The 13,675-nt window shown below is 66.9% G+C and carries 14 protein-coding genes and 2 tRNA genes; 12 read left to right on the top strand and 4 right to left on the bottom strand.

Features of this window, described 5'->3' with window-relative positions; genetic code table 11:
* The first annotated feature begins 61 nt into the window (after positions 1 to 61).
* From BN973_RS20265 to BN973_RS20255, 3 genes are all read left to right on the top strand, one after another.
* A complete protein-coding gene (locus tag BN973_RS20265) occupies positions 62 to 733 on the top strand; it encodes an HNH endonuclease (protein WP_036470453.1) in 672 nt (223 codons plus the stop codon).
* Positions 734 to 800: 67 nt separating this feature from the next.
* Positions 801 to 1,025 carry an aa3-type cytochrome oxidase subunit CtaJ gene (gene ctaJ / locus BN973_RS20260; protein WP_036470451.1) on the top strand — a complete coding sequence of 75 codons (225 nt, stop codon included), beginning with the start codon at positions 801 to 803 and terminating at the stop codon, positions 1,023 to 1,025.
* Entirely contained in the window at positions 1,012 to 1,479 is a 468-nt protein-coding gene (locus BN973_RS20255) for a DUF5130 domain-containing protein (protein WP_036470448.1), read from the top strand. Before ctaJ ends, BN973_RS20255 begins: the two co-directional genes overlap by 14 nt.
* On the opposite strand, the gene pepN is transcribed toward BN973_RS20255, so the two are convergent.
* Entirely contained in the window at positions 1,476 to 4,055 is a 2,580-nt protein-coding gene (gene pepN, locus BN973_RS20250; RefSeq protein ID WP_036470445.1) for an aminopeptidase N, read from the bottom strand. The genes BN973_RS20255 and pepN overlap by 4 nt on opposite strands.
* 119 nt (positions 4,056 to 4,174) lie before the next feature.
* Between pepN and BN973_RS20245 the strand changes: the two genes are divergently transcribed.
* From BN973_RS20245 to BN973_RS30675, 4 genes are all read left to right on the top strand, one after another.
* Positions 4,175 to 4,798: a DsbA family protein gene (locus BN973_RS20245; RefSeq protein WP_036470444.1), complete on the top strand. Its 624-nt coding sequence runs from the start codon at positions 4,175 to 4,177 to the stop codon at positions 4,796 to 4,798.
* A 60-nt stretch (positions 4,799 to 4,858) separates the two neighbouring features.
* The gene (locus BN973_RS20240; protein ID WP_036470443.1) at positions 4,859 to 5,338 is read left to right on the top strand and encodes a ribose-5-phosphate isomerase; all 480 of its coding nucleotides are present in this window, start codon (positions 4,859 to 4,861) and stop codon (positions 5,336 to 5,338) included.
* Between the two features lies 1 nt (position 5,339).
* A complete protein-coding gene (locus tag BN973_RS20235; RefSeq protein WP_036470442.1) occupies positions 5,340 to 6,134 on the top strand; it encodes an Fpg/Nei family DNA glycosylase in 795 nt (264 codons plus the stop codon).
* 131 nt (positions 6,135 to 6,265) lie between these two features.
* Positions 6,266 to 6,511: a hypothetical protein gene (locus BN973_RS30675; RefSeq protein ID WP_232232120.1), complete on the top strand. Its 246-nt coding sequence runs from the start codon at positions 6,266 to 6,268 to the stop codon at positions 6,509 to 6,511.
* Between the two features lie 67 nt (positions 6,512 to 6,578).
* Here BN973_RS30675 and BN973_RS20230 read toward each other — a convergent pair whose 3' ends face one another.
* Together BN973_RS20230 and BN973_RS20225 are read right to left on the bottom strand one after the other, a co-directional pair.
* A complete protein-coding gene (locus BN973_RS20230) occupies positions 6,579 to 7,766 on the bottom strand; it encodes a serine hydrolase domain-containing protein (protein WP_036470440.1) in 1,188 nt (395 codons plus the stop codon).
* A 31-nt stretch (positions 7,767 to 7,797) separates the two neighbouring features.
* Positions 7,798 to 7,868: transfer RNA gene (locus tag BN973_RS20225), tRNA-Gly, on the bottom strand.
* 134 nt (positions 7,869 to 8,002) lie between these two features.
* Here BN973_RS20225 and BN973_RS20220 point away from each other — a divergent pair.
* The 4 genes from BN973_RS20220 (at position 8,003) to clpP2 (ending at position 10,848) form a co-directional block, all read left to right on the top strand.
* Positions 8,003 to 8,079 (top strand) — tRNA-Pro (locus tag BN973_RS20220).
* A 38-nt stretch (positions 8,080 to 8,117) separates the two neighbouring features.
* Entirely contained in the window at positions 8,118 to 9,509 is a 1,392-nt protein-coding gene (tig, locus tag BN973_RS20215; RefSeq protein WP_036470438.1) for a trigger factor, read from the top strand.
* 116 nt (positions 9,510 to 9,625) lie between these two features.
* Positions 9,626 to 10,216 carry an ATP-dependent CLP protease proteolytic subunit ClpP1 gene (gene clpP1, locus BN973_RS20210; RefSeq protein WP_036470435.1) on the top strand — a complete coding sequence of 197 codons (591 nt, stop codon included), beginning with the start codon at positions 9,626 to 9,628 and terminating at the stop codon, positions 10,214 to 10,216.
* Positions 10,213 to 10,848 carry an ATP-dependent CLP protease proteolytic subunit ClpP2 gene (clpP2, locus tag BN973_RS20205; RefSeq protein WP_025737256.1) on the top strand — a complete coding sequence of 212 codons (636 nt, stop codon included), beginning with the start codon at positions 10,213 to 10,215 and terminating at the stop codon, positions 10,846 to 10,848. The genes clpP1 and clpP2 overlap by 4 nt, the downstream gene beginning before the upstream one ends.
* Before the next feature lie 19 nt (positions 10,849 to 10,867).
* Here the strand turns inward: clpP2 and mmuM are convergent, their stop codons facing one another.
* Entirely contained in the window at positions 10,868 to 11,779 is a 912-nt protein-coding gene (gene mmuM / locus BN973_RS20200; protein WP_232232223.1) for a homocysteine S-methyltransferase, read from the bottom strand.
* Positions 11,780 to 12,067: 288 nt separating this feature from the next.
* Between mmuM and clpX the strand changes: the two genes are divergently transcribed.
* The gene (gene clpX / locus BN973_RS20195) at positions 12,068 to 13,348 is read left to right on the top strand and encodes an ATP-dependent Clp protease ATP-binding subunit ClpX (protein WP_036470433.1); all 1,281 of its coding nucleotides are present in this window, start codon (positions 12,068 to 12,070) and stop codon (positions 13,346 to 13,348) included.
* Positions 13,349 to 13,675 lie beyond the last annotated feature (327 nt).

The raw sequence follows: 13,675 nt of genomic DNA, 5'->3' as shown, positions 1-13,675 counted from the left end.
AGCACCTGCAATTAGGCGTGCGATTGGCGACGAATCATGGTGGACTATCCGCGGAGGATTTATGGCGCAGGGCAAGAGACGCCGCGGCCACCGAAGTTCAGGGGCCACGGCAGGGTTAACCGGGCCCCCAACCGCGTCGTCCCTGCATAGCGTTTCCCACCGCCCCATCCCGACCGTCGAGACCCATCCGCCCAACCGGCACGAGAGCGCCTCGATCTGGAGCCGGCGCCGGGTGCTGCTGCTGAATTCCACCTACGAACCACTGACCGCGCTGCCGATGCGGCGGGCGATCGTGATGGTGATCTGCGGCAAGGCGGACGTGGTGCACGCCGACCCCGGCGGACCCGTCATCCACTCGGCGAGCGAGTCGATCGTGGTCCCGTCGGTGATCCAGCTGCGGTCCTATGTCCGGGTGCCGTACCGGGCCCGCGTCCCGATGACCCGCGCCGCGCTGATGCACCGCGACCGTTTCTGCTGCGCCTACTGCGGCGCGAAGGCCGACACCGTCGACCACGTCGTGCCCCGCAGCCGCGGCGGCGACCACTCCTGGGAGAACTGCGTCGCCTGCTGCTCGACCTGCAATCACCGCAAGGGCGACAAGCTGCTCGCCGAACTCGGTTGGGCACTGCGCCGCGCGCCGCTGCCGCCGACCGGACAGCACTGGCGACTGCTGTCCACGGTCAAGGAAATGGATCCGTCCTGGGCCCGGTACCTCGGCGAGGGCGCGGCCTGACCGCCAATCTTGTGTCCAGGCGCGCCGCGGGATCGCTCGGTGGGATACGGTTTCCGTCGTGAGCGCTATGGAGATTCACCTGTACTTGGTTGGAATCCCGGCGTTGCTGGTGATCGTGCTGGCGGCGCTGATCTGGTCGCGCAAGGGGCCGCACCCCGCGACCTACCAGATGTCCGAACCGTGGACGCATCCGCCGGTGCTGTGGGCCGCCACCGACGAATTCGTCGGCCACCCACACGGACATCACGCATCGGAGTTCTCAGTCGGAGGTGGCGCCAGTGGCACATGGTGAGGTAGCGACGAAAGCACCGGCCGAACTGCCGGTGGGCTTTGCGATCACCTCCAGCGGACGGGTCTCCGGCGTCACCGAGCCCGGTGAGCTGTCGGTGCACTACCCGTTCCCGATCAAGGACCTCGTTGCCATCGACGACGCCCTGAAATACGGCTCGCGCCAGTCGATGACCCGGTTCGCCATCTACATCGGCGATTTGGGTAGCGACACCGCCGCCCGGGCTCGCGAGATCCTGGCCGACGTGCCGACGCCGAACAACGCGGTGCTGCTGGCCGTCTCGCCCGACCAGGCCGTCATCGAGGTGGTCTACGGCGCGGAGGTCCGCGGCCGGGGCGCCGAGTCGGCGGCCCCGTTGGGCGTGGCCGCGGCCTCGTCGGCATTCGAGCAGGGCCACCTGGTAGACGGGCTGGTGAGTGCGATCCGCGTGCTCAGCGCCGGGATCTCGCCGGCCTAGGCACCGTCGAACGTGCGGGCCCGCAACGCCCGCTTCACCCCGGCCTGCCCCTCCAGCACCAGGCGGCGCAGGGCCGGGGGCACTTCGGATTCCGGCGCGGCCAGGAATTCGTCGGCGGCGGCGATGCCGTCCTCGCTGATGTCCCAGGACGGGTACAGCCCGATCACCACGGTCTGCGCGACCTCGCTGGACCGGCGCGCCCAGACGCCGGGGATGGCCTGGAAATAGCGCGCGGCGAACGGCTTGAGCAACTCGCCCTGGCCGGGCGCCCCGAAGCCCGCGATGATCGAGCGGGCCGACGTGGTGGGCACGGTGTCGTCCTCGACCACCGTGGTGAACGCCTGCTCCTTGACCTCGAGCTGGGGGCGGGCCGCGGCCGCCTGAGCGCCGTGGCGCTTGCCCGTCGCCGTCGGGTCGCGCCGCACCTCGGCGTCGATGAACGGCGTCTCGGTGCCGTCGGCGTCGATATCGCCGGCGGTGGCCAGGGCGGTCACGATGCGCCAGCGCAGGTCGGTGTCCACCTCCAGGCCGGCCAGTCCCAACTCGGACGGCTCGCGTTCCAGCAGATCGGCCAGCGCCGCGATATGCCGGTCGGACAGCACCGACGAGCACAGCGTGTTGACGAACGCGAGCTGGTGATCCGATCCCGGTTCGGATGCGCGGGCCAGCTCCAGCACCCGATCGGCGAACCGCGGCCAACCGTGCTCACGAGCCCACCCCGGCTCGGCGTAAGCGCCCAGCGCGGTCTGCGCCTGCAACAGCAGCCGTTGTGCCACACCGACTTCCGTCTCGGCCTGCACACCTCCGGAGACCAGGGCGACGAAGTCGCGGGCCCGCAGTTCGGCCTCGCGGGTCATCTCCCACGCCGCCGACCACACCAGGGAGCGGGGCAGGGGTTCGGCGATGTCGGCGATGCGCTCCAGCGCGGTCCGCAACGATCCGGCGTCCAGGCGCAGCGAACAATAGGTGAGGTCGTCATCGTTGACCAGAATCAGCTTGCCCGACGAAATACCAACCAGCCCAGGGACTTCCGTCTCCGGCCCGTCGACGTCGAGTTCCTCCCGGTGTACGCGCACCAGCTTGCCCGCGCCGTCGTCGTCGTAGATCCCGACCGCCAGCCGGTGCACCCGGGTCTCGCCGGCGCCCGGAGTGGCGCCGCTTTGGGTCAGCACGAACCGGGTGAACTTTCCGTCGACGTCGGTGTCGAACTCCGCGCGCAGCGTGTTCAGCCCGGTGGTTTTCAGCCACTGCTGGCCCCAATTCGACAGGTCACGGCCCGACGCCTGCTCCAGCGCGGACAGCAGATCGTCGAAGGTGGCGTTGCCGAACGCATGCGTGCGGAAGTACGCGCGCAGCCCGGCCAGAAAATGCTCCAGCCCGACATAGGCGACCAGCTGCTTGAGCACCGAAGCGCCCTTGGCGTAGGTGATGCCGTCGAAGTTCACCTCGACGGCGGCCAGGTCGGGGATGTCGGCGGCGATGGGGTGCGTCGACGGCAACTGGTCCTGGCGATACGCCCACGATTTTTCGACGGTCGCGAACGTCGTCCAGGCTTCCGTGAATTCGGTTGCCTCGCTTTGGCATAACACCGACGCGAACGTCGCGAACGACTCGTTCAGCCACAGGTCGTCCCACCACGTCATAGTGACCAGGTCGCCGAACCACATGTGCGCCATCTCGTGCAGCACCGTCTCGGCACGCCGCTCGTAGGACGCACGGGTGACCTTGCTGCGAAAGACGTAGTCTTCCAGGAAGGTCACCGCCCCGGCGTTTTCCATTGCGCCGGCGTTGAATTCGGGGACGAACAGCTGGTCGTACTTGCCGAACGCGTAGGGCAGCCCGAAGTTGCGGTGGTAGAAGCCAAAACCCTGCTTGGTTTGGGTGAACAACCGATCGGCGTCCATGTGCGGCGCCAGCGAGGTCCGGCAGTAGATGCCGAGCGGGATCTCGCCGTGCTCGTCGCGGTAGGAGTCCTTCCACTGGGCGTACGGGCCCGCGATCAAGGCCACCAAATAGGTGCTCATCCGCGGGGTGATCGCAAAACTGTGCACACCGTGGTCGATCGAGATGGTGGCGCCGTTGGAAATCACCTTCCAGTGCGCCGGCGCGGCCACCCGCAGGTCGAATGTGGCCTTGAGGTCGGGTTGGTCGAAGCAGGCGAACATGCGCTTGGCGTCGGCGGTTTCGAACTGCGAGTACAGGTAGGTCTCGTTGTCGACCGGGTCGACGAAGCGGTGCAGCCCCTCGCCGGTGTTGGAGTAGCGGCAGTCGGCGTCGACGACGACGACGTTGCGGTCGGCCAGGCCGCGCAACGGGATGCCGGTGGACTCGTCGTATCCGGAGACGTCGACCTCGCGCCCGTTGAGGGTGGCGCTGCGGACGGTCTCGGCGGCGAGGTCGATGACCGTGTCGGCGCCGGCGAGGGCGTCGAACACCACCGTGGTAATGGAGCGGAAGGTTCGTTCGCCGGGCCCGCCGTTTCCGTCGGTGACGTCGAGGTTGATCTGATAGCTGTCGACGGTGATCAAAGCCGCACGTTCGACGGCTTGGTCGCGGGTCAGGTTAGGAAGGGCCACCCGTCCAACTTAGTAGCGTCGCAAGCACACGGTGCGGAACGGGAACACGCGCGCGGCGACTACGGTTGTGCTGGACGGTGTTCTAACCGTTCCCGATCTGTTCCGGAGAGGACTGCGCAATGTCCGAGAAGGCCCCCGCGAAAAACAAGGCCGATTTCTGGTTCGACCCGCTGTGCCCGTGGGCATGGATCACGTCGCGCTGGATCCTCGAAGTCGAAAAGGTTCGCGACATAGAGGTGAACTTCCACGTCATGAGCCTGGCGGTGCTCAACGAGAACCGCGAAGACCTGCCCGAGCAGTACCGCGAGAACATGAAGCGGGCGTGGGGACCGGTGCGGGTGGCGATCGCCGCCGAGCAGGCGCACGGCGCCGAGGTGCTGGCCCCGCTCTACACCGCGATGGGCACCCAGATTCACAACAAGGGCAACAAGGAGCTCGAAGACGTCATCAAGCTGGCGCTGGACGAGGTCGGCCTGCCGGCCGAGCTGGCCGCCGCGGCCGACAGCGACGCCTACGACGAGGCGCTGCGCAAGAGCCACCACGCCGGCATGGACCCGGTCGGGGACGACGTGGGAACGCCCACCATCCACGTCAACGACGTGGCGTTCTTCGGGCCGGTGCTGTCGCGGATCCCGCGCGGCGAAGAGGCCGGCAAGCTGTGGGACGCCTCGGTGACGTTCGCGGCCTACCCGCACTTCTTCGAGCTCAAGCGGTCGCGCCACGAGGCGCCCGAGTTCGACTAGATCGGATGGCGTACCCCCCGCGCGTTGCGTCGGCCGGCGCGGCGGGTAAGGATTGCGGGCATGCGCGTCTACCTGGGTTCAGACCACGCTGGATTCGAGCTCAAGCAAGCGATCATCGAGCACCTGACCAAGACCGGACACGAGCCGATCGACTGCGGCGCGTTCACCTATGACGCCGAGGACGACTACCCGGCGTTTTGCATCGACGCCGCGATCCGCACGGTGGCCGACCCGGACAGCCTGGGCATCGTGATCGGCGGGTCGGGCAACGGCGAGCAGATCGCGGCCAACAAGGTGCCGGGCGCCCGCTGCGCGCTGGCGTGGAGTGTGGAGACCGCGTCGCTGGCGCGTCAACACAACAACGCGCAGCTGATCGGGATCGGTGGTCGGATGCACACTGTGGCCGAGGCGCTGACGTTCGTCGACGCCTTCCTCACCACCCCGTGGTCGAAAGCCGAACGCCACCAACGGCGTATCGACATTCTCGACGAGTACGAGCGCACTCACCAGGCCCCGCCGGTGCCCGGCGCGCGGGCTTAAGGTGCCCGAAGGCCATACGCTGCACCGCTTGGCGCGGCTGCATCAACGGCGCTTCGGGGGTGCGCCCGTCGCCGTGTCCAGCCCGCAGGGCCGCTTCACCGCGGCCGCGGTCGACGGCCGCGTGCTGCGCATCTCGAACGCCTGGGGCAAGCATCTGTTCCATCACTACGCCGACGGCCCGGTCGTGCACGTGCACCTCGGTCTCTACGGAACGTTCACCGAATGGGAACGCGCCGAGGAGCTTCCGGAGCCGGTCGGCCAGGTACGGATGCGGATGGTGGGCGCCGAGTACGGGACCGACCTGCGCGGCCCCACGGTGTGCGAGGTGATCGACGAGGCTCAGGTCAGCGACGTCGTCGCGAAACTCGGCCCCGACCCGTTGCGCAGCGACGCCGACCCGGCGTGGGCGTGGAATCGAATCACGAAGTCCCGCAGGCCTATTGGTGCATTGCTGATGGATCAGGGCGTGATCGCCGGGGTGGGCAACGTGTACCGCAGCGAGTTGCTGTTCCGCCACCGCATCGACCCGTACCGGCCCGGTCGGGCGGTCAGCGCAGCCGAATTCGATGCGGCCTGGACCGATCTCGTCGCGCTGATGAAGGTCGGCTTGCGGGGCGGCAAGATCGTCGTGGTGCGCCCCGAACACGACCACGGCCCGCCGTCCTATGCGCCCGACCGGCCCCGCACCTATGTGTACCGGCGCGCCGGTGAGGCGTGCCGGGTGTGCGGCGGGCCGATCCGCACTGCAGTGCTCGAGGGCCGCAACGTGTTCTGGTGCCCGAACTGCCAGAAGTGACGGCTTCGGATTGGCAGGAAACTGACAGGAAGAAACGCTGGCGTCTATAGTTTTCGAGCGCGATATCGTGGGTAGAAGTTGCGCTTGTGAAACCGATACCGCGTTTAGCTGCAACGATTTTGGCGGGAGCCGTGTTGGCTCTGGCGGGGGTGGGCGAGGCCGCCGAGGCTGCCGCGCAGCCCGGCCCCTTCCCGCAATGGTGCCCGGGGGAATTCTGGGACCCGGGCTGGGGGAACAACTGGGACTGGAACAACTGCCATGACTGGCGCGGAGGGCCGCCGGGGCCGCCCGGAAATCCGTGGGACCGCGGGCCCGCCGGACCTTGGGGCCCGGGCGGTCCGGGCGGGCCGCCGCCGCCTCCCGGATGGCACCCCTGATCCAAGTCCACATCAACAAGCGCGCCCTGCCGACACCGTTCGGCAGGGCGCGATTATCGCTACTGCGTCAGACGTCGACGCCCAGCACGGCATAGACCTCGTTGGACAGCGCCAGGCTGCGCGGGTCCGCGTTGGCCTTGGTGGCGTCGAAGCGATTCGCCACATACGCGTAGCCGATGCCGTGCTCCAGGTCGACGAACCCGAACGAGCCGCCCAGCCCGCCGTGGCCGAAGATGCGTGGGTTGGGTCCGTTGACGCAACGCTGGTTGAGCATGTAGCCCAGGCCCCAGCCGTGGTCGGCGACCCGCGGGCCGAGCACCAGGTCGGTCTCCAGGCCGCCCTGGCATTCCCGGATCAGATCCATGTGCTCGCGGCTGAGCAGCTTCCCCTGGGCGAGGGCGTTGTAGAACGTGGCCAATCCCAGGGCCGACACCTGGCCGTTGGTGCCGGGAAATTCGAGCCGGCGCCACAGGTCGAGGTCGTAGGAGCTGACCTCGTCGTCGGGCGCCCAGCCCATGGCGACCGCCAGCCCCGCCTTGGGATGCTCGTCGAGGCTGGTCGGATGGTTGGGCACATGCGCGATCAGGTCACGCATGTGCGGCTTGTTCACCCGCTCGGCGCAGCGCAGCTGCTCGGCGTCGGAGAGCCCGATGTGGACATCGGCGCCCAGCGGCCCGGCGATCTCGGTGCGCAGGTACTGGCCGATCGTTTGGCCGGTGACCCGGCGGAACACCTCGCCGCAGATGAAGCCGAAGGTCGTCATGTGGTAGCCCTGCGCGGTGCCCGGCTCCCACCACGGCTCGGCGGCGGCGATTTGTTCGCAGGCGTAATCCCAGTCGGTGACCTGTTGCCAGCTCATCGGCGCGCGCGGCCCGATGACGCCGGATCGGTGGCCCATCACCATCGCCAGCGTGATGTCTTCCTTGCCGGCCTGGCCGAACTCCGGCCAATGGCGGGCGATCGGCGCGTGCAGGTCCAGCTCACCACGGTCGACCAGCTGATGGACGCAAGTGGCCGACAGGCCCTTGGTGCCGGACAACACCGTCGTCAAGGTGTCTTGCTGCCAGGGCCGGGTGCCGGCCTCGTCGGCCCAGCCGCCCCAGAGATTGACGACGAGCTCCCCGTCGACCCAGACGGCGACGGCCGCGCCGTGCTCGAGACGCTCGGCGAAATTGCGTTCGAAGGCGCCGCGTACTCCGGCGAAGTCGGACGCGCATGAGCCGTGAATGTCCACGTCCAATGCCAGGTCGCTCATGGCGCCTTTCTGTGGAGCACTACCTACCCCGAGCGGGCGACGGGAATCGAACCCGCGTAGCTAGTTTGGAAGACTAGGGCTCTACCATTGAGCTACGCCCGCATGTATTAGTCGAGCGTGACTGTATCTGGCGGCGAACATCAAATCTAATCGACGCGGCCTTGTGACCGCTTTGTTAGGTCTGCGAGGCCGTTGGTAGGCCGACGTCGCCGAGCCGTAGGATCGCGAGGTCAGCGCGGGGTGTAGCGCAGCTTGGTAGCGCATCCGCTTTGGGAGCGGAAGGCCGCAGGTTCAAATCCTGTCACCCCGACCATTCGCGCCGCACCACCGAGAAGAACGAGGAGCACACCCGTGAAGAGCAGCGTCGAGCAGTTGAGCCCCACCCGGGTGCGCATCAACGTGGAGGTGCCGTTCACCGAACTCGAGCCCGACTTCCAGCGCGCCTACAAGGAGCTGGCCAGGCAGGTCCGGCTGCCCGGGTTTCGCCCCGGCAAGGTGCCGACGAAGTTGCTGGAGGCCCGCTTCGGCCGCGAGGAGATGCTCGACCAGGTCGTCAGCGAGGCGTTGCCCACCCGGTATGGGCAAGCGGTCAGCGAGACCGAGGTGCACCCGATCGGGCGCCCCGAAATAGAGGTGACCAAAAAGGAGTACGGCGAGGACCTCGCATTCACCGCCGAGGTCGACGTCCGCCCCAAGATCACCCTTCCGGACCTGTCCGCGCTGAAGGTGTCGGTGGACCCGATCGAGGTCAGCGACGACGACGTCGACGCCGAGCTGCAGTCGCTGCGGGCCCGGTTCGGCACCCTGACCGGGGTGGACCGTCCGGTGGCCGACGGCGACTTCGTGTCGATCGACCTGTCGGCGACCATCGACGGCGAGGAAATCCCGGGCGCGGCCGCGGAGGGCCTCTCGCATGAGGTGGGCTCCGGCCGGCTGATCGAAGGTCTCGACGACGCGATCATCGGTCTGTCCGTCGACGAGTCCAAGGAATTCACCGCCAAGCTCGCGACCGGGGAACACGCCGGCCAGGACGCGCAGGTGACCGTCACCGTCAAGACCATCAAGCAGCGCGAACTGCCCGAGCCCGATGACGAATTCGCGCAATTGGCAAGCGAATTCGACACCATCGAGGAACTGCGCACCAACCTGCGCGACCAGGTGGCCAACCTCAAGCGCGCCGAGCAGGCGGGCAAGATCCAGGAAGCGACGATGGACGCCCTGCTGGCGCAGGTCGAGGTGCCGCTGCCCGAGGGCATCGTCGCCGAGCAGTTCGACAGCGCCATGCACGGCGCCATCGACAGCGTCAACCACGACGAGGCGAGGTTCGCCGAGGTGCTGGCCGAGCAGGGCAAGACACGCGAGGAGTTCGAAGCCGAGACGCGCAGCGCGGTGGAGAAGGACGTCCAACGGCAGCTGTTGTTCGACGCGCTGGCCGACGAGCTGCAAGTCCAGGTTGGCCAGGACGACCTGACCGAGCGGCTGGTGGCGACCTCGCGGCAGTACGGCATCGAGCCGCAACAGCTGTTCTCCTACCTTCAGGAAAACAACCAGCTGCCGGCCATGTTCGCCGATGTGCGGCGCGGCCTGGCGATCGCCGCGGTGGTCTCGAGGGCGACGGTCACCGACACCGACGGCAACACGATCGACACGAGCCAGTTCTTCCCCGACCGGACGAAGAGCGACGCCGAAGCCGAGGACTCCGATGACGCTGACGACGGGGCCGGCGAGCCCGGTGAGGAATGACGCAACCTTGACGCTGTGAGCGAACGCGGGGTGCGTGGCCGCGAAACGGCGCGCTCGGTTGGTTAATGTCGTCAGTACGGATCTGAAAGAAAGCAGGTAACCCGGTCGTGACTGATATGCGTTCGAATTCGGTGGGTCTCAACCTCACGGACTCGGTGTATGAGCGCTTGCTCTCCGAGCGCATCATCTTCCTGGGTTCGGAGGTGAACGACGAGGTCGCCAACCGGTTGTGCGCGCAGATTCTGCTGCTCGCCGCCGAGGACAGTGACAAGGACATCAACCTCTACATCAACTCCCCGGGCGGATCGATCAGCGCGGGCATGGCGATCTACGACACCATGGTGCTGGCGCCGTGCGACATCGCCACCTACGCGATGGGCATGGCCGCCTCGATGGGCGAGTTCCTGTTGGCGGCGGGAACCAAGGGCAAGCGCTTCGCGCTGCCGCACGCGCGCATCCTGATGCACCAGCCGCTGGGCGGGGTGACGGGTAGCGCGGCCGACATCGCCATCCAGGCCGAGCAATTCGCCGTCATCAAGAAGGAGATGTTCCGGCTCAACGCGGAATTCACCGGCCAGCCGATCGAGCGGATCGAAGCCGATTCGGACCGCGACCGCTGGTTCACCGCGCCGGAGGCCCTGGAATACGGCTTCGTCGACCACATCATCACCCGCGCCGCCCACATCAGCAATGGAGAAGCCCAGTGAACCCCGAAACCCAACCCCAGGCGCGTTACATCCTCCCCTCGTTCATCGAGCACTCCAGCTTCGGTGTCAAGGAGTCGAACCCTTACAACAAGCTGTTCGAGGAGCGCATCATCTTCCTCGGCGTGCAGGTCGACGACGCGTCGGCGAACGACATCATGGCGCAGCTGCTGGTGCTCGAGTCGCTCGATCCCGACCGCGACATCACCATGTACATCAACTCGCCCGGTGGCGGGTTCACCTCGCTGATGGCGATCTACGACACGATGCAATACGTGCGGGCCGACATCCAGACGGTCTGCCTCGGTCAGGCCGCTTCGGCGGCCGCGGTGCTGCTCGCCGCCGGCACGCCGGGTAAGCGGATGGCGCTGCCCAACGCGCGGGTGCTGATCCACCAGCCGTCGCTGTCCGGGGTGATCCAGGGTCAGTTCTCCGACCTGGAGATCCAGGCCGCCGAGATCGAGCGGATGCGCACGCTGATGGAGACCACGCTGGCCCGGCACACCAACAAGGACGCCGCGGTCATCCGCAAGGACACCGACCGGGACAAGATCCTGACCGCCGAAGAGGCCAAGGACTACGGGATTATCGACACCGTTCTCGAGTACCGGAAGCTGTCCGCGCAAACCGCTTAAGTTTTCGCCGAACGTGCTCTCATGGCGAGCTTTCAGCCGATTTCCCGCCACCAGAGCACGCTCGGCGCGTCACTGCCGCGATGTCGGCCGGCCCGACCCGGCAGCATCCGCCGATGATGGCCGCCCCGGCCGCGATCCACTGCCCGGCCAGCTCTGCGGAGAACCGCGACCGGCCGACCCACTGGCGCTGGCGACTATCCCAACGCTCGCCGCTATTCGGGTAGACGATCACCGGCTTGCCGATCGCCGACGCGATCTCGATGGCTCCCAGCACGTCGTCCGGGGCGCAGCAATTGACGCCGACCGCGACGATCTCGTCCACGCCGGCCGCCACCGCGAACGCCTCGCCGAGCGACTGGCCGGCGCGCGTTGTGGTCCCGTCGATCGTGTAGCTGAGCCAGGCCGGCACGCCGACCGTGCGCACCAGCCCGACGAGGGCTTCGGCTTCGTCGGCGTCGGGCACGGTTTCGCACGCCAGCACGTCGGCTCCCGCGGCGGCCAGGATCTCCAGTCGCGGCCGATGCCATCGCGTCAGCGCCGACACCGAGAGGCCGTAACGCCCGCGGTATTCGGACCCGTCGGCCAGCGCCGCGCCATACGGCCCGATCGAGGCCGCGACTAGCAGGCCGGCGGCGCCGTTCTCGTCACGCGCCAACCGGGCGAGTTCGACGCTACGGCACAACAATTCGACGGATCGGTCGCGGTCAATCCCGTGGGCCGCAAAGCCTTCGAACGATGCCTGGTAGCTGGCGGTCGTCGCGATCCTGGCGCCGGCCCGAAAGTAGGCGTCGTGCACCGCGACGATTTCCTCCGGGGCATCCGACAGCAGCCGCGCCGACCACAGCGGGTCGGACAGGTCGTGACCGCGCGCTTCCAGCTCGGTGGCCAGGCCGCCATCGCTGATCAGCACGGATTCGCCCGCGCCGAAAATTCCCGCAGCCAATCCCACCCCGCCACTGTATGGTGGTGGCCTGGCAACCAGCTCGTTTGGTGTTAGCAGCCTCGGTGGGGTAACGACCGCGACACGCCAAAGACACGGAAAGCGCGTCTGCGCCAGTGACGGGGGTTGTCGGGCTATATGTTTTCGGACAGGCATGAATACCACCGACGCGATTCGGCGCTAATGGTCGCGGCGGGCCCGATCCAGCGGGTAGCGTCGGGGGAACACATGCGGCACGTTAAAAGACGTACGGCAACAGGAAGTAGGCACTGAGGCACCATGGCGCGCATCGGAGACGGCGGTGATCTGCTGAAGTGCTCGTTCTGTGGAAAGAGTCAGAAGCAGGTCAAGAAGCTCATCGCGGGCCCGGGGGTCTACATCTGCGATGAGTGCATCGATCTTTGTAACGAGATCATCGAAGAGGAGCTTGCCGACGCCGACGACGTCAAGCTCGACGAGCTTCCCAAGCCTGCCGAGATCCGGGAATTCCTCGAGGGATACGTCATCGGTCAGGACACCGCCAAGCGCACGCTGGCCGTCGCGGTCTACAACCACTACAAGCGGATTCAGGCCGGCGAAAAGGGTCGTGACTCCCGGTGCGAGCCGGTCGAGCTGACCAAGTCCAACATCTTGATGCTCGGCCCCACCGGCTGCGGCAAGACGTACCTGGCTCAGACGTTGGCCAAGATGCTCAACGTCCCGTTCGCCATCGCGGACGCCACCGCCCTGACCGAGGCCGGTTATGTCGGTGAGGACGTCGAGAACATTCTGCTCAAGCTGATCCAGGCCGCCGACTACGACGTCAAGCGCGCCGAGACCGGCATCATCTACATCGACGAGGTCGACAAGATCGCCCGCAAGAGCGAGAACCCGTCGATCACTCGCGACGTCTCCGGTGAGGGCGTGCAGCAGGCCCTGCTGAAAATCCTGGAGGGCACCCAGGCGTCGGTCCCGCCGCAGGGCGGCCGCAAGCACCCGCACCAGGAGTTCATCCAGATCGACACCACCAACGTGCTGTTCATCGTCGCGGGTGCGTTCGCCGGCCTGGAGAAGATCATCTACGAGCGCGTCGGCAAGCGCGGCCTGGGCTTCGGCGCCGAGGTTCGCTCCAAGGCCGAGATCGACACCACCGACCACTTCGCCGAAGTGATGCCCGAGGACCTGATCAAGTTCGGCCTGATCCCCGAGTTCATCGGCCGGCTCCCGGTCGTGGCCTCGGTCACCAACCTCGACATGGAGTCGCTGGTCAAGATCCTGTCCGAGCCGAAGAACGCGCTGGTCAAGCAGTACACCCGGCTGTTCGAGATGGACGGGGTGGAGCTGGAGTTCAGCGACGACGCGCTCGAGGCGATCGCCGACCAGGCCATTCACCGCGGCACCGGTGCCCGTGGCTTGCGCGCCATCATGGAAGAGGTTCTGCTGCCGGTGATGTACGACATCCCGAGCCGCGACGACGTCGCCAAGGTGGTCGTGACCAAGGAAACGGTGCAGGACAACGTCTTGCCGACCATCGTCCCGCGCAAGCCGTCGCGCACCGAGCGTCGCGACAAGAGCGCCTAGCCCGAGCGCCTCTTCACCGTCGGGCAGCCCCGGCGAATTTTCTTACGACGCCCTTGACGGCGTCCAGTTGACAACGCCGGGGACAACGTTTGATTACGGTCCGGCGACGACGTGACCAAGACCACAGTTTTGTGTCGTACTCGTCGGTAGCCCTTGCTGACTACGTGTTTTGCTTAAGATATCGGTAAGTACACGCAGTTGGAGACGTCCTTCTGACCCGAAAACCAGTGCAATAATTGGTACTACCAGTCTCATACAATCGTGTGGGCGTGGGACTCCCATTGACGGCGCGTAACCTGAAACTTCGGATGAGTGCCTGTCCGGTTA

Origin of the sequence: Mycobacterium triplex (genome assembly GCF_000689255.1) — a bacterium.
Taxonomy (GTDB): Bacteria; Actinomycetota; Actinomycetes; order Mycobacteriales; family Mycobacteriaceae; genus Mycobacterium; species Mycobacterium triplex.
Note: the sequence above shows the minus strand (reverse complement) of the source record. Positions and strands in the feature narration are given on the sequence as shown.